The 18096-nt window shown below is 46.1% G+C and carries 16 protein-coding genes; 4 read left to right on the forward strand and 12 right to left on the reverse strand.

The genetic code is table 11. The features are described 5' to 3' along the window. Positions 1-26 precede the first annotated feature (26 nt). The 11 genes from ACYX4N_RS05305 to ACYX4N_RS05355 form a co-directional block, all read right to left on the reverse strand. Positions 27-1883, reverse strand: coding sequence for an insulinase family protein (locus ACYX4N_RS05305; RefSeq protein ID WP_476055839.1), 1857 nt, complete (start codon positions 1881-1883; stop codon positions 27-29). 74 nt (positions 1884-1957) lie between these two features. Next, a complete protein-coding gene (pqqE, locus tag ACYX4N_RS05310) occupies positions 1958-3118 on the reverse strand; it encodes a pyrroloquinoline quinone biosynthesis protein PqqE (protein ID WP_474871797.1) in 1161 nt (386 codons plus the stop codon). Next, a complete protein-coding gene (pqqD, locus tag ACYX4N_RS05315; protein WP_476055840.1) occupies positions 3108-3494 on the reverse strand; it encodes a pyrroloquinoline quinone biosynthesis peptide chaperone PqqD in 387 nt (128 codons plus the stop codon). Before pqqD ends, pqqE begins: the two co-directional genes overlap by 11 nt. A gap of 2 nt (positions 3495-3496) precedes the next feature. After that, on the reverse strand, positions 3497-4252 hold the full coding sequence (gene pqqC, locus ACYX4N_RS05320) for a pyrroloquinoline-quinone synthase PqqC (RefSeq protein WP_476055841.1): 756 nt from the start codon (positions 4250-4252) through the stop codon (positions 3497-3499). Positions 4253-4254: 2 nt separating this feature from the next. Next, positions 4255-5175 carry a pyrroloquinoline quinone biosynthesis protein PqqB gene (pqqB, locus tag ACYX4N_RS05325; RefSeq protein ID WP_014950672.1) on the reverse strand — a complete coding sequence of 307 codons (921 nt, stop codon included), beginning with the start codon at positions 5173-5175 and terminating at the stop codon, positions 4255-4257. 72 nt (positions 5176-5247) lie between these two features. After that, complete coding sequence (gene pqqA, locus ACYX4N_RS05330) at positions 5248-5319, reverse strand: pyrroloquinoline quinone precursor peptide PqqA (RefSeq protein WP_071953288.1); 72 nt, start codon at positions 5317-5319, stop codon at positions 5248-5250. Positions 5320-5423: 104 nt separating this feature from the next. Beyond that, entirely contained in the window at positions 5424-7301 is a 1878-nt protein-coding gene (locus ACYX4N_RS05335) for a leucyl aminopeptidase (RefSeq protein WP_476055842.1), read from the reverse strand. After that, positions 7298-8080: an ABC transporter permease gene (locus ACYX4N_RS05340; RefSeq protein ID WP_015068005.1), complete on the reverse strand. Its 783-nt coding sequence runs from the start codon at positions 8078-8080 to the stop codon at positions 7298-7300. The genes ACYX4N_RS05335 and ACYX4N_RS05340 overlap by 4 nt, the downstream gene beginning before the upstream one ends. Beyond that, on the reverse strand, positions 8080-8802 hold the full coding sequence (locus ACYX4N_RS05345) for an ATP-binding cassette domain-containing protein (protein WP_476055843.1): 723 nt from the start codon (positions 8800-8802) through the stop codon (positions 8080-8082). Before ACYX4N_RS05345 ends, ACYX4N_RS05340 begins: the two co-directional genes overlap by 1 nt. Next, a complete protein-coding gene (locus tag ACYX4N_RS05350; RefSeq protein ID WP_476055844.1) occupies positions 8793-9770 on the reverse strand; it encodes a PQQ-dependent catabolism-associated beta-propeller protein in 978 nt (325 codons plus the stop codon). Before ACYX4N_RS05350 ends, ACYX4N_RS05345 begins: the two co-directional genes overlap by 10 nt. Then, complete coding sequence (locus ACYX4N_RS05355; protein ID WP_476055845.1) at positions 9767-11116, reverse strand: type 1 periplasmic-binding domain-containing protein; 1350 nt, start codon at positions 11114-11116, stop codon at positions 9767-9769. The genes ACYX4N_RS05350 and ACYX4N_RS05355 overlap by 4 nt, the downstream gene beginning before the upstream one ends. A gap of 184 nt (positions 11117-11300) precedes the next feature. On the opposite strand from ACYX4N_RS05355, the gene ACYX4N_RS05360 reads away from it, so the two are divergent. The 4 genes from ACYX4N_RS05360 (at position 11301) to ACYX4N_RS05375 (ending at position 16527) form a co-directional block, all read left to right on the forward strand. Continuing rightward, positions 11301-12209, forward strand: coding sequence for a substrate-binding periplasmic protein (locus tag ACYX4N_RS05360; RefSeq protein WP_476055846.1), 909 nt, complete (start codon positions 11301-11303; stop codon positions 12207-12209). A gap of 300 nt (positions 12210-12509) precedes the next feature. Beyond that, entirely contained in the window at positions 12510-14297 is a 1788-nt protein-coding gene (locus ACYX4N_RS05365; RefSeq protein WP_014977357.1) for a PQQ-dependent methanol/ethanol family dehydrogenase, read from the forward strand. Positions 14298-14590: 293 nt separating this feature from the next. Further along, positions 14591-15088 carry a cytochrome c-550 PedF gene (gene pedF, locus ACYX4N_RS05370; protein WP_014950662.1) on the forward strand — a complete coding sequence of 166 codons (498 nt, stop codon included), beginning with the start codon at positions 14591-14593 and terminating at the stop codon, positions 15086-15088. A gap of 167 nt (positions 15089-15255) precedes the next feature. After that, positions 15256-16527 (forward strand): beta-propeller fold lactonase family protein, encoded by a 1272-nt coding sequence (locus ACYX4N_RS05375; RefSeq protein ID WP_476055847.1) that lies wholly within the window; start codon positions 15256-15258, stop codon positions 16525-16527. Between the two features lie 120 nt (positions 16528-16647). On the opposite strand, the gene ACYX4N_RS05380 is transcribed toward ACYX4N_RS05375, so the two are convergent. Beyond that, positions 16648-17676, reverse strand: coding sequence for an alpha/beta fold hydrolase (locus ACYX4N_RS05380; protein WP_476055848.1), 1029 nt, complete (start codon positions 17674-17676; stop codon positions 16648-16650). Positions 17677-18096: the final 420 nt, after the last annotated feature.

An 18096-nucleotide genomic window follows, 5' to 3' on the forward strand; every position in this document is an offset into this window, starting at 1 on the left:
GGTAGCAGTGTTTTTTCCCGAATTCCCTACGAGAGAATCGATAAAACCTTATGACACCAGTTTTCACGCTCTGTGATATTTGTATCGCTGGCACCAAATAGAAAAAGGTTATTTTCATAGGTTGCAGCGCCCAGTGCGTAGCATTCCCCCGAAGTTCTTGGTTGCCAGAAAAGGTGGTGTGCCAGCACCGCTTGTAGTCTTGACTGTTGATAGAACGCGATGCGATACACCCAGTGCGAGGCCAAATAACCAGAATCAGAATTTAGATAAGCCGACTCAAGAGTTGTTGAGGGTGATTGGATGGAAAACGGCGTGAAGTGCGAAGCAAAGTGTTCAGCGTTAAAGCGTTTCAAATTGGTGGTCTTGTTGGCGAGTGGCCGCAATAAACGTGGAAGTGCAGGCAAGTGCTCTAACGCAATAAAATGTCGGTATTTAGAGGTAAGACGCGGTATTAAAAGTGACTGCTCGCTATTGGAAGCGCTGGCTTGCGCGGAAAAGTCTTTGCGTGCTTTTCTAATCCGCTCGAGAGCGACTGACTTTTCTGGTGAAGATAGAGCCCTCAGGTAGGAGTGCGATACCTTATTAGCACTCGCTAAATAAGTGCTTTTGGTGGCACAATCTTTGGCGGCACACTTGTTAGAACCCAACGCATCTGTTAGTTGCGCAAAATAGCGAATAGCCGCCCCCACACCCTCTGCATGTTTATCAGTGTCTGGCATTGGCTTTGAAGGTCTAATATCAAATGAGGCAAGACACGCGGATACCACATGTTTTAGTTGTCGCAGCCTTTTATCATAATCATCGCTCACGAGCTTGTGTGTCAGATTTTGTGAAAGCTTTGGAAGTGCTTCTATCGAAAGCTCGCTTGCTACTTCCTTCATCGCTTCGTTTGTGACGAGGCGAATTGCAAAATTGCCTTGTTGATTGATTTCGGGGTCGATAAATAAAGTGTTTTCAAGGCCTACTACGGTGCTAAGTGTTGCTTCTTGCTGTAGTAAACCATTTAAAAAGCACTGAGGAAACCACCAGGTTAATACATGCCTTATTGATTCGTTTTCGCTTTTTTTCGTTTGCGCATCAAGAGAGGCTTCTTTGTCTAAATGTGAGTGTTCGCGTTGAGATGCGTGCTGACTCAGTGCAGCGTTTCTGTTCAGTGTAGATTCTTCGCTCAAAGCTGTTTCCGCGCTCAGGGCTGCTTTCTCGCTCAAGTTTTTTTCAGCGCTCAAGGCTGTTTTTTCGCTCAAGGCTGTTTCCGCGCTCTGCGCTTTCATTGTGCTCAGGGCTGTTTCCGCGCTCAGGGCTGTAACAACCTCCTTGCACTGCTCAAAAAAGTGGGCTGAATCACTGTAAACCAGCGTGGTGATATTGCTGGGCTGATACCACTGGCGTTTGTAGTCTTGAAGCGCTTGAATGCTGTTGCTGCCTATGGTTTGTGTAAAACCACCCGCGTGTTGATAGGCATTTTTATTGGTATCGGTTAATCGAATAGCGGCGTTTAATGCATAGTCGCTGTTTGCCTCTAGCATGGCGAGCTCGTTAAAGATAACCCCGTCACGCTCTAAGATAACCTCATCGGTACCGTAATCCCGGTTAAGCAGGCCACAGTACAGGTAATTTACAGCATCAAGCAGCACGTTCGCTTTTTCAGACGAAGCGAAAAAGAAGGTGTACTCGGCGAGTGTGGTAGCGTTAATAGTAACAGGCAAAAGTGTATTGGCCATAAAAAGCTCGTGGGCAGCAGGGTATGGGTGAGAGCGTCGAAAGCTCATGTGCTCAGCTAAATGAGACAACCCTGTGTGGCCTGCTGCAGGGGTTTTTAGCGCAAAAACAACGCTATGCACTTTTGACCCAGAGCCGGCATCAATGAAATGAAATTCAGACATACACTTTTATCATTGCGGTTTAACGGTATCTCTTTTTGTTTCGTACTTATCGCAGCCCATTTATTTCCTAGTACTTACCTCGTAGCACTTACTTCTAGAATGGGAATCGGCTTTTCCACCTTCCGATACTGTAGTGCCTTCGACGGTGCAGTACCTGCTTTATCGGTAATGCCTTTCATCAAATGGTGATCGGGCGACTTGCTGCAAACCGGATCCGTCTTATACATATCACCTGTTAGCAGGTAGGCCTGACATCGGCAGCCGCCAAAGTCTTTATCTTTTTCATCGCAGTCCCTACAGGGCGAAGGCATCCAACTATCGCCACGAAAATGATTAAAGCTAAAGTCTTGGTGCCAAATATCGTGCAACGAGCGTTCTTTCACATTAGGAAAACGAAGGGGCAATATCTTTGCACTGTGACACGGAAGGGCACTGCCATCTGGCGTTACGGTTAAAAACGTTGTGCCCCAGCCATTCATGCACGCCTTAGGGCGAGATTCGTAGTAGTCGGGCGACACAAATATGAAGGTTGGCCCTTTACCGTTTTGCTGCGCGCGGTAGCGGTTCACTGCGGCCTCAGCTTCCTGTAGCTGCTGTGAGGTAGGTAACAGATGGTCTCTATTTTCATAGGCCCAGCCGTAATACTGTACGGTAGCCAGCTCGACAAAATCAGCGTTTAGCTGCTCGCTGAGCGCCATCACGTCTTCTATTTCGTGAATGTTCTGCGCGGTAATACAGAAGTTAAGCACCATAGGGTAGTTGTATTGTTTTACCAGCTTCGCAATTTTAAGTTTTTGTTCAAATGAGTGACGCTTGTTGCCTATTAAGTCGTTTACTTCAGCATTGGCTGCCTGAAAGCTCAGCTGAATGTGGTCAAGGCCGGCTTCTTTGAGTTTGGCAATACGTTTTTCTGTCATGCCAATGCCAGAGGTGATCAAGTTGGTGTAAAAACCCAAAGCCCGCGCATAAGCGACTAAATGCTCTAAGTCTTTTCGAAGCAATGGCTCTCCGCCAGAAAAGCCCAACTGCACGGCGCCCATTTCCCGCGCTTCACGCAGTACACGCTCCCAATGCTCAGTAGAGAGCTCATTAAATGTTTCTTCCATATTTACTGGGTTTGAGCAATAGGGGCAATGCAATGGGCACTGATAGGTAATTTCGGCTAGGAGCCATAGCGGAGGTGTTATGCTATTTGGTACGTCGGTTTGTAAATCAACGTCTGTATTATTCGTCATAGCGGATCCACTTCTTTTGCTCGGCATGGACCAGAAATGCATGAACATCTTCTTCTAAATCTTCAGGTGCATCAGGGAACGCTTGGCGAAGCTCAGCACAAATGGCATTTTCCGTATTGCTGCCATCCACACGCTTAAGAATTTCTGCCGCAGAAGGATTAAGTTTGATCATTCCTTCGGGGAATAACAAAACATAACAACCCTGAGCTTTCTCGTACTGCATGCGAAAAAGCGGATTTAAAGAAGCGGTTTTGTCTCTTGTGCCGCAGCCCTCGTTGTTGTGACTGCTGCTATTTTCAATGTTATTTTCCACGTTATCAGCACCGACGCTATCAGCATCTAAGTGGTGTTCGGTTTGCGATTGTAAATTCGACATCGTTAAAACCTCCCTTTATGGCACACTTGCTGATCGGCAATACCATCAAACGGCTTTCTCTTATATTCATAGGCAAAGCAAATGGCATCAGCAATGCTCCACAAAATATCAATTTTGAACTGCAGTATATTGAGCGCATGTTCTTGCTGTTGTCGGGTAATAAAGTGGTCAAGGGTAATCTGCAGGCCATGCTCTACATCACGGCGCGCCTGACTTAACCGCATTTGAAAGTAGGTAAAGCCTTCACTATCAATCCATGTATAGTGCCTAGGCCAGGTATCTAATCGGCTTTGATGTATTTCAGGGGCAAACATTTCAGTTAACGATGAGCAGGCAGCCTCTTCCCACGACGCACGGCGGGCAAAATTCACATAGGCATTTACTGCAAACTTAACCGCTGGCAACAGGTGGGTTTCATCAAGTAATTCACTGCGGTTCAAGCCTACCGCTTCGCCCAACCGCAACCAGGCTTCTATGCCGCCCAGTCCGTCTTCACATTCCCGTCCATCGTGATCGATTATTCGTTGGATCCAAGTTCTGCGTACCGATTGATCTTCGCAATTTGCTAAAATTGCCGCGTCTTTAACCGGTATCGCCATTTGATAATACAGTCGGTTGGCCACCCAGCCCTGAATTTCATCAACGCTGCAGTGTCCTTCATTCATGCGTTTATGAAAGGGGTGATGAATATGGTAGTAAGCGCCTTTTTCTCTCAGCTTTTGTTCGAATTCTTGTCTAGACCATGCGTGTTCTGTCATTACTACACCTCAATTTCCATACCGTCGTAAGCCAATTCAATACCTTGCTCACACAGGCTGTGATAGGCACTGGAGTCTTCGTCAAGCACGCGATTTGTGTTGTTGATATGAATAAGTACTTTACGCTCAACGTTAAATTCATTTAGCAGCGCAATGGCTCCGCCCTTTCCATTAACCGGCATGTGTCCCATATCAGTGCCCAGCTTATTGCTAAAGCCGTGATCTATCATTTCTTCATTGGCCCACAGCGTACCGTCAAATAGCACGCAGTGAGATTCGCGCATCACCTGTTTTACCGTGTCGTTTGCCTGCATACATCCCGGCGCGTAAAAAAGCACGTTGCCCGTGGTGTCGTCAGTTATCTTCAGGCCGATATTGTTGCCCGGCACAATGTTGTCGCGATATGTCGAATAAGGGGGCGCATTAGACTCTAATACCACGGGTTGGAAAGTCAGGCCTTCTGCCCCTTTTGGTACAAAGCGTTGATGATAATCGGTATTAATTGAATGCTGCTGTAGTCCGCCGTGCCAGTGTTTTAATACGGTAAAAAGCGGGAAGCTGGTGGTTAGGTCTTCGGCCACTACATCGGTACAATAAACGGGAAGGGGTAAGCCTTCGCGCAATGTTAGCAGGCCTGTAGTATGGTCAATTTGACTGTCGGTAAGCACAATTGCGCTTATGCGTGTGCCGCGAGACACATGGGCGTCGGGCCACAGCTGCGGATGGCTATTTATCTGCTCCCTTAAATCGGGGGAGGCATTAATGAGAACCCAATTTTTACCATCGCTACTGACAGCAATGCTCGACTGTGTTCTGCCTTTCGCCTTTATTTTACCTTCGCGTAAACCCTTACAATTTGGGCAGTGACAGTTCCATTGCGGAAATCCACCCCCGGCGGCAGCACCAAGAATCAATACGTGCATAACAACTCCATACTACAAGTAAAAAAAGGCTGCATCGGCAGCCTTTTTGTTCATCATCCCAGAGGGCATTGCCTAGCGGTTATTGATGTAAAGAGTTACTTCAAAACCAAGGCGCATTTCTGTGTATTGGGGTTTAGTCCACATAATTGTTCCTCTTCTTTATGATTAAACGCATGACTGAGTATATGTTGGATATGTGTTAACAGAAATCCTCCTAAGGGAGGAGAACTGTCATGAATTTTGATGATTTATTGATGATTTTTGATAGCGCAGCTGCTTAAGTAAGATAACAGCAGAGGAATAGGGCGGCCGGTTGCCGATAACGATTTGGTGTAGGTAAAAGCGGTTCCTGCCACATCGAGGTGAGCCCACGGCGTGCCGTCAGCAAAGCGAGAGAGAAAGCAGCCTGCCGAAATAGCACCGGGAGAGTTTATGCTAGTATTCATCATATCCGCGTGCTGAGAGGTAATGGCGTCTTGATATTCTGGCCACAGTGGGAAAGGCCAGCACCTATCGTTAGCCAGTTCACCCGCTTCAACTAACACACTTTCAAGCGCTGGAGCGTTGCTAAAAAGCGCAGTGGCTTTGTGCCCCAGTGCGCTAATGGCCGCGCCGGTTAGGGTTGCAATATCAATAATAACCGAGGGGGAGAACTGTTTCGCGTAGCTGATTGCATCGGCCATAAGCATACGCCCTTCTGCATCGGTGCTCATGACTTCCACGGTTTTTCCTGAGTGCATAGTAATGATGTCACCCGGGCGATAGGCTTTGCCATCAATCGCATTATCGGCGCTCGCCACAATACCAATAATATTTATATTTAACCCCAGTGTGGCAACCGCCTGAATGACGCCCAATACACAGCCGGCGCCTGCCATGTCGTAAATCATATGGCGCATATCAGGGCTGCGTTTTAACGTTATGCCGCCGCTGTCAAACGTTACGCCTTTGCCAATTAACACTACTGGCGGTGAATTCTCTAAACCTTTGGCTGTGTAGCGAAGAAAAGGCATGGTGGCAGCGAACTGTGAACCTGCGTTTACCGCTAAATACCCGTTCATGCCTAACTGCTTTAGCGTACTTTCATTGAGGATATCGCAAGACACCGTATTAAAGGTTTGCGCCAGATGCTGAGCTTGTACGGCCAGATAATCTGGCGTACATAAGTTGGCTGGCATGTGGGCGATATCTTTAGCCCAGGTCATCGCGTCATTAAGGGCTGATTCATAGCGCATAGTGTGTGAAACGAGACGCTTTTGCGCGTTATTAAAATGCTTGGCATCTAATGTAAGAGACAGCGTGCCCCTAATATCAGTTGCTTGGTTAATTGCTTCATTAGTTGCGGCGTTTTTTTCAACACTAGTTGCGTTGTTGTTGCCATCGCGGGCTCGACTGCTAGAAACCGAACGGTTATTCGTCTTATAGCCCTTAAAGTGATAACCGTGCTTGAAATAGCTTCTAAGTAGCGCACTCAGAAACTGTGAGTGGCTCGCAACGACGTTAACAGGGTCGCTGCTTGCTGTTTCAGCGCTAGAAAGTGCCATTAACGACAGTTTTTCCAAGGTTACCGACACGCTTTTAAGCTTTTTAACCAATGCATCGAACTGCTGTTCTAGGTAGCGAAACGCTGGTGCGTTAGTTTGGCTCAAGTCACTGCTGCTTTTTGAATTAAACGCAGAATTTGAATCGCTAGCGAAGCTTGAGCGGTTAACATTGGAAGGGCTCTTAATTCTAGATAAAGTCTTGGCATTAGATAAAATCTGGGCACGGCTAGAGACGTTGGGTGCATCTGACGCTTCAAAAAACGCAAAATCGACACCATAAAACAGCACCCGTTTTACTTCAGCTAATTGTTGGCTAATTATGTTTTTTCCGCTGTTTTCAGTGTCTGAGATGTAACTTGTTTTAAACGCCTTAAGGCCTTGTACTAATACACATTGGCCTTTATTTCCTGCAAAACCTTCATCGTCAAAAACCTGCTCAATGTATGTCTTAGCGGGCGTTGAAAAGTGAAATAGTTGGCTCGCTAATAACTCGGGCGTAGTTAAAATAAGTAAGCAGTCACTATCGTCTAACATTTCAACTTTATTGCTTTCATTAGCCCAGATTAGGTTTGCTTTTATCACGAGAAGCGCCCTTTTGAGGCTTTGGGGCGAAAGCTTCTCACAGCGAAAATAAAAGTGATAGCCGTAAGGCAAAGTACAACGGCAAGCGCGTTGTGTTCTAGTTTTTCGTAGAGCGCAAATCGCAGTAATTCTACGCCGCTACTAAAGGGGTTAAAGGCACAAATCTGATACAGCCATTCGCTGGCCTCACGCATTTTCCAAAGCGGGTATAGGGCGCTTGATAGAAAGAACAATGGGAAAATGACAAAGTTCATGACCCCGGCAAAGTTCTCTAGCTGCTTAATATAGTTTGCCAGTAATAATCCTAACGAACCTAAAAACAATGACAGTAGCGCAATAACAGGCAACGCATAAACGTATCCCAACGCAGATAGACGTACATCCAGTAAAAGCGCAAAGGCAAAGAAGATGTACACCTGAATAGCGCTTACCAAGGTGTTGGCTATAAGCTTGCTGCCTAGCAGAAAAGGGCGGGGAACTGGGCTTAACAGCAGTACTTTCATGCTGCCCATTTCTCTGTCGTACACCATGGACAATGAACTTTGCATACTATTAAAAAGCACAATCATGGCGGCAAGCCCAGGTACAATATACTCTTCGTACAAAATATAACTCTCGTAAGGCTCGGTCATTGAAAGACCCAGGGCTGAACGAAACCCTGCGGCAAAAACAAATAGCCAAAGCAGCGGGCGCACCAATGCACTTAACAGGCGTGTACGTTGCTGCCAGAACTTCAGCATCTCTCGGGTAAGTACGCCAACAAAACAGCGCCAATACATCAGGAGCCTTCCTGCATCAAATGCTGCCAAAGGTGCTCAATATCTTGTTGATGATACTTGGCTAACAAGGCTTCACATTTATCGTGGGCTAACACTCGTCCTTTTGATAGGACTATCAAGTTGTTGTTGTGCTTCACTTCTTCAAATAAATGCGTGGCCCACAGTACACTTACGTTTTGGGAATGAGCGAGTGCTTGTACTACCCGCAAAATAAGATGACGGGATTCTATATCTAAGCCAACGGTAGGCTCGTCTAGTAGCAGCAAGGATGGCTTGTGAATAAGGCAGCGAGCTAACTCGACCCGACGTCTGTGCCCGCCGTTTAAGTTGCGAATTTTTGTGTTGAGCTTGGTCGTAAGGTCGAGCTCGTCGAGCAGGCCTTGAATATGAGATAGCGCGCTAGTGGTACTTATGCCGTGGAGCGAAGCAAAATAGGACAAATTTTGTTTTACCGATAAGTCGATATCTAAAGTACTTTGTTGAAATACCACGCCCATTTTCGCCATAATACTTGTGCGAGATTGAGACAGGGTAGCACCATCAAAGGTGATGCTGCCTTGCGTGAGTTTTTGAAGGCCCGTAATAAGCGCAAATAAGGTACTTTTGCCTGCGCCATTTGGTCCAAGTAGCATGGTTAAGCCTGGTTTTAGGCAAAGGCTTATATTGTCCAGCGCGTTGTGGCCGCCGTACTGATGTGAAACCGCTTGAACCGCTATTTCCATTTAACCGCCACGCCCCAAGGGTATCGCCCCACTTTTACGGTATGCTCTACGTTTAACGTGTGGGTATTGATGACAGAAACATCACCGCTCACACCGTTAGTTGTAAGTAATAAAGATTGATCTTGGTTAAACGCTAACTGCCACACTCGTCGCCCAACCAAAATGTAGTCTTCCACTTCGAAGGTATCGGTATTGATGACCGCTATGCGATTCGCTGGGCCAAGCGCCACGAAGGCGTAGGGCTTATCTTTCATAAGCACAATACCCACTGGCTGAACCTTGTCGCGATAAACGCCTTTAATGGCAAAGGAAAGGGTCTTCACTTTTTGCTTAGTAGCAGTATCGAAAATACTAACGGTGCCACCTATTTCCGAGCTTACCCAAAGGTACTTATCATCTCTGGTAAAGTGAGCATCTCTGGGTCTTGCATCAACCAAGCTATTCGCAATATTTTCGTGAGTTTTGGTATCTATCCAGTGCACCATGTTAGTGGTTTCTGATGTGACGACCATCATGCTGCCGTCGTGACTCACAGCCAGCCCCTCAGGCTCTACGCCTACATCTATCTGAGAAATGACCTGAGCCGTTGGAATGTCGATAACAGTAAGAAGGGCATCGTCTTCATTAGCTGTGTAAATAGTGGTGCCGTTAGGATGTAATGCTATGGTTTCAGGATCTGCACCTGAGGGAAGATCGCCTACGATCGAATGGGTAGACAAATCCATAATTTGAATGCGATCAGCATCAGAGGCACATATATACGCGTGGGACTGGTCTGCACTTAAAATAAACCCTCGGGGGCGCTCTCCAACCTCGATAGTTTCAATCACATTAAATGTCGTCATATCAATGACAGATAGCGTGTTGTCTTTTTCGTTAGTGACATACGCCTGAGGAAGTGCAAAGGCTCGAGGAAGTGCAAAGGCAGCCATTAAACTGCCAAGCAAGAGTGCAAAGCGATAGCTCATAACTTGTCCTTACAGGTAGTGTGTGTTGCGCCTAATGTGTCCAGTTCGTTGGTTTGGTGCAAAAAGCCTTCAAGGGGCGCATGAGTCACCAATGCGTCTTCGTGGGCCAGCGCAATAGGCTGACGAAATTGGTGGGTGTAGGGGCGAATAGAAAGAGGGCGGCCTTTATAGGCACCCAGCGTGTAGAGCTCGCTAAGCAAGGTTTTAAGTATTCCTTTCTGCGTTAAATCGCTTCCTTGCTGCGCCGCATTTGCCACTGCCATTACCGCAAGATACGCGGCGAAGTCGACTTCATTCATGTGTCTGTTAAACCCATCGTTAAAGCGGCTTTGAAGCTGACGGGCGCCCCATTGTTCGTGGGTAAAATGCCAACCTATTGCTTTTAGGCCGGCAGCGCCTACCACAGGTACGGGATAATAGGTGTTAAAGGGTAGGCTATACGCGAATTGCGCCGCGCTATCGGCGCTAAAAACAGCCTGATAGGTTTCTGTCGTTCGCGTAAATTGAGGAATTTCAGCAAAGGCAGCCCTGCGTAAATCAAAACTGTCCTGCCACTGTTTAGTTTCAACAAGTGAAAGCTTAAATTTTTTAGCGCTGCGTTTAAACGCGGCTAGGTATGCAGCATCGTCAGCGGTTTTTCCGTAAACTGCAAATATCTCGTCAATACGCTTAGTGCGAAACCACTGGGCTAGCGCGTCGGCTTTCATCTGATAGCTGGGGATTGTATGGAACAAGGGCAAGCGACATGAATTTTGTCTCAGCAGATCATCGCTATTCGCTACGTTAAAAAATACGGCATTAGGAAACGTGCTTTGAATAGTGGCAATCAACTGCTCAATTGAGGCAGCCTTTACCTTATCACTGCTTCGCATATCCAGTAGTACAACAGGTGCGATGTTGCCTTGCTGATTGCTGCTTATTTCTATGTAATTTGTGTTAGCACTTGAAGCTGATTGCTGGCGTGTTTTAGCTAAAGAAGCTTGCAGTTCGCCGATAGAAGGCACAATGATTTCAGTTAACTCAAACTGATAACCAAGAAATTTTCCCGTGATATTGGCATCCTTTATCGCCACACTTGCGCCAGCTGTCCCCTCATTGCTGGGGGACTTTAAATAGTCTGGTGTGCCTGGTGGAGATGTGCCCGCAACTTTTATGTAAATGACCACAATAGTGGCAAAAGAGGCCTGTGGTGCAGCTTGTTGAGTACGTGAAGGATGCGCTTCATTAAACGCGAGCGCGCTGTTTAAAAACGGCAACAGAACGCAGCAAAAAAGTGACGCTATACATTTTTGATAGCGCCTACCGGTTAATCGTCTTTTAACCGTGCTTTTTACACCCTTTGCCATATATCACCCCGAGCTCAGCTGCATGCTTTTGCTGATATCTGTTTGTCTGACATAAGGGTATATGGCAATTTTCCCGAAGAACATCCTCCTAAAGGAGGAATGCTATGGCGCTAAAGTAGCATTAGTAAAATCACGCTAACCCCTTAGTATGCTTAAGAAGTTCGATTGAATAAGTGGGTAAGCTGTGCAGTTAGTTAAACCTTTTCGAGTTATTTTCATTTTACTCTGCCTGATAACGGGTTCTGCGCTTTCTGCGTTCGGGGAAGCGAGATCGTTAGACGATATTAAAGACAGCGGTTTAATTAGAATTGCGGTGTACACCGACTATCCTCCATTTTCATTTATTGAAAACGACAGACCCACAGGAATTGATATTGATATCGCCTGTGAAATCGCGAGCGCCCTTGATGTTGAGCTAGAACTGATATGGATGACACCAGGTGAAACGACAGAGGACGATTTCAGAAATTACCTATGGAAGGGCCATATAATTCATCGCATTAAGGCTGATGTGATGATGCGCGCGCCTTACGACCCAAGCTTTTCTCAAAAACGTGACGACGTGGGCTTGTTGGTTAATGAGCTTGTTCATATGTTTGCCCCCTATCAGCGTGAAAGCTGGCAAATCATTCACAACACGCAAACCTTGCCCGAAGTGGAAACCATGGGCATGTTTCAGTATCACACGATTGGTGCGGAAATAGACAGCATTCCCCACTTTTACTTAACGTCAGCGTTTGGCGGCCGATTGCGAGAAAAAACATCGCACTATGGCTCAAACGCAGAAGCGTTTGACGCGATGAAAGCGGGAACCGTCGAAGCGATAATGGGATTGCGCTCGCAAATATCCTACCTCAGTCAGTTTGTTGATAATGAGCAATATCGCCTTGCAAGCAACGCGTTTCCGCTTATTGGAAAGCAAAAGTGGGATATAGGACTTGCTGTTCATACTAATTATCGCGCGCTAGGCTATGAAATTGGTGATGTAATTACGCGAATGGTGGTCGAGGGCGATATGCAACGGTTATTTGAGAAATACAAAACCATTTATGAGGTGCCGCCCTATTTTACGGGGCAAGAGCGTTCAGAATAAGATAATTCAGTATAAAAGCATCTGACCAATAGCATTCAGCGCGATAGTACTTTAGGCAATAACTCTATGACCAACCGCCTTCTTACCTCTAGCGCCGTCATCAGTCACGCATTACTTTAAAAAGACGTGAAAGCGTAAAGGCGTTAATCAAAAGGGAAAATAGCCCTTCATTCCTCCTCCTAAAGGAGGAGTCAAATCACTCCGCTGTTGCATAGGCATCGACATCCCCCCTAGCTATGCTAATCCTAACGAATAGTCTGAAACAGACCATTTATGGCCTACATGCAACTAGGAACCGTTATGAATAATAATATGCCAATTAAAAAACTTGCCCTATCTATGCTGGTTTGTGCAAGTGCGTTAACTCCTGTCCATGCTGTTGTCACCGACAAAGATATTCAAAATGACCACGTTACCACTGACGACGTAGTGACGTATGGAATGGGCTTGAAAGCTCAGCGCTATAGCCCGCTAACCGCCATTAACCGCGATACAGTAGAAGAAGTACGTCCTGTGTGGGCGTTCTCATTAGGTGGTGAAAAGCAGCGGGGTCAAGAATCGCAGCCTCTGGTAAAAGATGGTGTGATGTATGTAACCGGATCTTACTCTCGTGTGTGGGCCATCGATGCGAGAACTGGTGAAGAATTATGGCAATATGAGGCGCGTTTGCCCGACGGCATTATGCCTTGCTGTGACGTTATAAACCGTGGCGTTGCGCTTTACGATAACCTGGTCATATTTGGCACCTTGGACGCCAAGCTAGTAGCACTGGATAAAGACACGGGCAAAACCGTTTGGAAGAAAAAAGTTGAAGACTACCGAGCGGGCTACGCCATTACTGCAGCGCCTATTGTTGTTGACGGAAAAGTCATTACAGGGATTTCCGGTGGTGAATTCGGTATCGTCGGTAAAGTGTATGCTTACGACGCGAAGTCTGGCAAACAGCTATGGGTTAGACCTACCGTTGAAGGGCACATGGGGTACTTATGGAAAGACGGTAAGAAAACCGAAAATGGAATTTCAGGCGGCGCGCCAGGCAAAACATGGCCTGCTGATTTATGGAAAACCGGTGGTGCAGCAACCTGGCTAGGCGGCACTTACGACTCAGATACAGGTTTGCTATTCTTCGGTACGGGTAACCCTGCACCGTGGAACTCTCACCTACGTCCGGGCGATAACTACTTCTCGTCGTCGCGCTTAGCTATCGACCCTAATACAGGAAAAATTGTTTGGCACTTCCAAACCACACCACACGATGGCTGGGACTTCGATGGCGTAAACGAGCTTATCTCGTTTGACTACCAGGAAAATGGCAAGACAGTGAAAGCGGCGGCAACCGCCGACAGAAATGGCTTTTTCTACGTCCTTAACCGCGAAAACGGTGACTTCATTCGCGGCTTCCCGTTCGTTGATAAATTGAACTGGGCAAAGGGGCTAGATGAAAAAGGTCGACCTATCTACATTGAAGAAAATCGCCCAGGAAGCCCAGCGCAATCAGCTGATGGTAAACAAGGCGCACAGGTTGTCGCTCGCCCTGCGTTCTTAGGCGGTAAAAACTGGATGCCAATGGCCTATTCAAAGGATACTGAACTCTTTTATGTGCCTTCAAACGAATGGGAAATGGATATCTGGAACGAGCCAACCTCTTACAAGAAAGGTGCAGCGTACCTTGGTGCGGGCTTCACCATCAAATCAGTGAATGAGGACTTTATCGGCGTACTTAAAGCGATTGACCCTAAAACAGGTAAAACCGTTTGGCGCTATAACAACTTCTCTCCACTTTGGGGCGGCGTGTTAACCACAGGTGGTGGTTTGGTTTGGACCGGTAACCCTGAAGGTTATCTTATGGCCTTTGACGACAAAACCGGCGAAATGGTTTACAAGTTTCAAACTGGCTCAGGTATTGTTGGCTCTCCAGTGACATGGGAAATGGATGGTGAGCAGTACATCTCTGTACTATCAGGATGGGGCGGCGCAGTGCCATTATGGGGCGGTGAAGTTGCAAAACGCGTGAAGCACTTCAACCAAGGCGGCACAGTGTGGACGTTTAAATTGCCCAAGCGCTATCAGCAGGTGGCAAAAAACTAATCTTAGCTGAGCAGTAAATAGTGATTAATACATGGCCAGCGCCTACGTGCGCTGGCCTTTTTTCATCACCTATTCATTAACCTGTTGCAAGGTAAGTCTTTATCATTCTTATGGACGTTATTTCGACTCTGACTTTAGCTCTGACGTTGAAGCAGCTACGGTAAAGCTTGCGCTTTCAGAGGCTATCATTGTGGACTCCTACCAAAGGAGGAGCCTTTCAAAACCAAAGTAGAGTTACCCCTTATTTCCTCGTACGTATACTTGATTCATAGTCTTTTGAGGATGTATGAATTATGAAAACAAAAATATCGATGTTGTTTGCGGCACTCGTGGTAACTGGCTTGTCTGGCCACGTGCTTGCACATGGAAATGTTATCCCTCAAGGAGCAGATAGCTCAGCTATGCCGCCAATCACTGATGGCGATGAGTCTGAAAATGGCTGGGTGTTTGAAAACCCATATCGAAGCCTTGATGAAGAAACCAAAACGAAGGTCATCAAGTTTGGTGAGTCAGCTTATGCAAATAACTGTGCGGGTTGTCACGGCCTGCACGCGCAGTCTGGCGGAATAAACCCAGACCTTCGTGAACTCGACCCAGAAAGCTTTGAAGACGACGAATGGTTCGTTGAGCGCTTGCGTTTTGGCTCGGCTAAAGGCATGCCCGCACTTGGCGGTATTCCTGAAGGTCAAACCGATCCTATCTTAGACCAAGAGACACTTTGGGCTATTAAAACCTACGTTGAAGCACGTCGCGTTGTCGCTATTGAAGAGGGTGAGATAGAAGCAGATTAAGGTGACTGCTACACCTTTTTCGCCGGGTTAACGTCGAGTTGCCCGGCGCTTTTCGTTTTAGCGTGATTTTTGTACAACTTGGCTGTTTCTATTGCAATAGTGTCGGTAACTTAGCAGCATGGTGTTTGTGTTTACCGTTTAAAATGCTCTCTTCAATTGGAAACCTAATGACCACGTCAATTGCTCGCTCTTTTTGTGTCATCACGTTAATCACTTCTCCTATGTTGTGGAGTTCGTCCTATGCCAAAGCGACACAAGTCGCGTCTCCATCAGATGGGATCGAAACAGTAAAAAGCGCTTCGTTATTAGAAAATAAAGCGCCGCTTATCCTTATGGCCACCTATCCTATAGATAACAAGCCTCTGCCTCGATTTAGCGTTGATGCAAGTTGGCCATCGTTGCCAGAAACCTGGATGTTAGGGCAGGTGTCGGGTCTTTCTATCGATAAATATGATCACGTGTGGATATTGCAGCGTCCCAACTCTCTGGGTAAAACCGATACAGGGCTTGTGGCAACACCTCCTACTGCGGTGTGTTGTGAACCAGCCCCCCATGTTATTCGTTTTACGCCCGATGGCGAGGTAGCTACAGCATGGGGCGGAGAAAACAATGCACCTACGATAGACGGTGTAAACCAATGGCCGGTAAACGTACACGGTCTATTTGTTGATGAAAATGACACGGTTTGGTTAGCTGGGAATGGCAAAGACGACCATGTGTCTGTAGGTTTTACTTTTGATGGCGAGTTTGTGAAAGGCATAGGTAGGCGAGGGCAGACTAACGGCAACATGGACCTTGTCACATTGGGCAATCCCGCAGATATGTTCATGGACAGTACACACAACGAGTTAGTGATTGCAGATGGTTATATTAATGCGCGCATTGCAAGTTTTGATGTTGAGAAAGAGAAGGCCACTCACGTGCTTGGTGCTTATGGAGAAAGGCCATTAGGGCCCACTCGTGAAGGAGACTTTGACCAGTCCCAAGCCACCCAGCCGCAAAAGCAGGGGATAGACCCGGAAAATCCATTGTTTGGGAATATCGTGCACTGTATAAATCAAGACAGTGACGGATTTATTTATGTTTGCGATCGTCGAAACAACCGCCTTCAAATATTTAAACGGGAGAAAAACGGAGATATCCGCTTTGTAAAAAACTTTGCCGTACGGCCAGAAACCGGAGGGTTAGGTACAACGACTGATGTGGCATTTTCACCCGACGGAAAATACTTGTACGTTGCCGACATGATGAACGGGCGTATTTGGATTTACGATAGAAAATCTCATGAAAAGCTAGGTTCGATAGGTAAAAACGGCCGCTATCCAGGCCAATTTATATGGCTACACAGTATTGATACCGACAGCGAAGGAAACTTGTACACCACCGAAGTTAATACGGGTAGACGAGTTCAAAAGCTGGTATTTCAGGGCGTTAAATAACGCCCTTTTATAACAGTAATGAACCGTTTTCGGATTTGGGCGCAAAGGCAAAGAAAAAATACCTAAACGCGCCCCAGAAATTTATTATCGGTTTTTTAGAAAGTAATAACTACGCAGAGATTAGTTATGTAATGCGTCTAAAAATGGCACCTTAAATCGCTCAAAAGCTTCAATGTGGGGCAGGTGCCCTAACCCTTCTAATTCAACAACATGGATGTTTGAATTGCGTGCTTTTACTTCATTGCCTAACCTGTCGTAGCGACCTAACTCTCTACTTACGTCGTCATGTTTATTAGCATGACCAGGCGCTGTGCGATCGCGGGTACCTAATAATAGTGTGGTTGGCAGGGTTAAACTATCAAACTCTTCAATAACTGGTTGCGTGAATATCATATCGTAGGTTAGCGCATTAACGCGCGCTAGCGTTTGCCAGTCTGGGCCGTTTATCCACCCTTGTAAAAACTCGGCATGCTCGGCATATGTGTTGTTCCACGCCCCATCATAATAGTTTTTTGTTTGATAATTAACGATCATCTCTGGCGTTTTCTTAAGCTCACTTTGGTATACCGTTTCAATGTCGGTGTAACTTTCATACAGCAAGTAGTTTTCCAAACCTATGGGGTTTATCAAAATAAGGCTTTCGCTTTTGTCGGGGGAAAGCAATGCAAATCGCGTAGCCAACATACCGCCCATGGAGTGCCCAACGATAATACTTTTTTCGATATTTAAAGACTGCATTAGTTGTCGCGTATTGTTCGCAAGCGTGGCAAAACTGTATTGATATTGCGTAGGTTTAGACGATTTTCCAAAGCCTATTTGGTCGGGTATAAGCACACCATAGCCCTGACTTTGCAGAAGGCGAGCTGTACTTTCCCAATAAGAGCCGTTGAAATTTTTGCCGTGAAAAAGTGTTACAACCGGCTTGTCTTTTTCAGGTGGCAAAAACATATAGGCCATTTCTAGGTCGTTTCCCTGCGATGAGAAACTAAACATTTTTACTTCGAACGGATACTCCACCGTGCTCAAGCGCTTATCAAATTCGAGGCGAGTTAGCGAATTGGCGTCGGTTCCCTGTGCAAAAGAGACGTGTGAAACGAATAACAATGTCAGCATGCCATGAATTAGCAATACCTTTACATTTTTGAGCATAAATCACCATCTGGCCGGATCAAAAGCGGAACGAGCCCAGTATGGCATACCCGCTTTTATCTACCCACTCATCCTCGCCTAGATACGACAACAGTACAAAATTTAACGATGCTTCCCGATAATCTTAGTCTTGCGCAAATGCTCTTGATTTGATCTTTTGGTTTTCTTTCTTTTGTTTGTTCATTATTTGTAATCAAAAATAATCATTTTGATTACCTTTAAAGATAATTTTATGTAAAAAGTAATTTTACTTTTTATTAAATTCAGAAAATTTACAGTTTAAATTAACAACTAAAAATGCTTTTATGTCAGGTGTTTATGGTTCTTTGTTCTATGCTTTGATAAAAACTTGTTAATTTTTGGTTGACGTAAATAACAAATAGTGGTCATATTCTCACGAGTTGAGCATTTGATCTTTGT

It is taken from the genome of Alteromonas sp. ABH4_452, assembly GCF_056311825.1.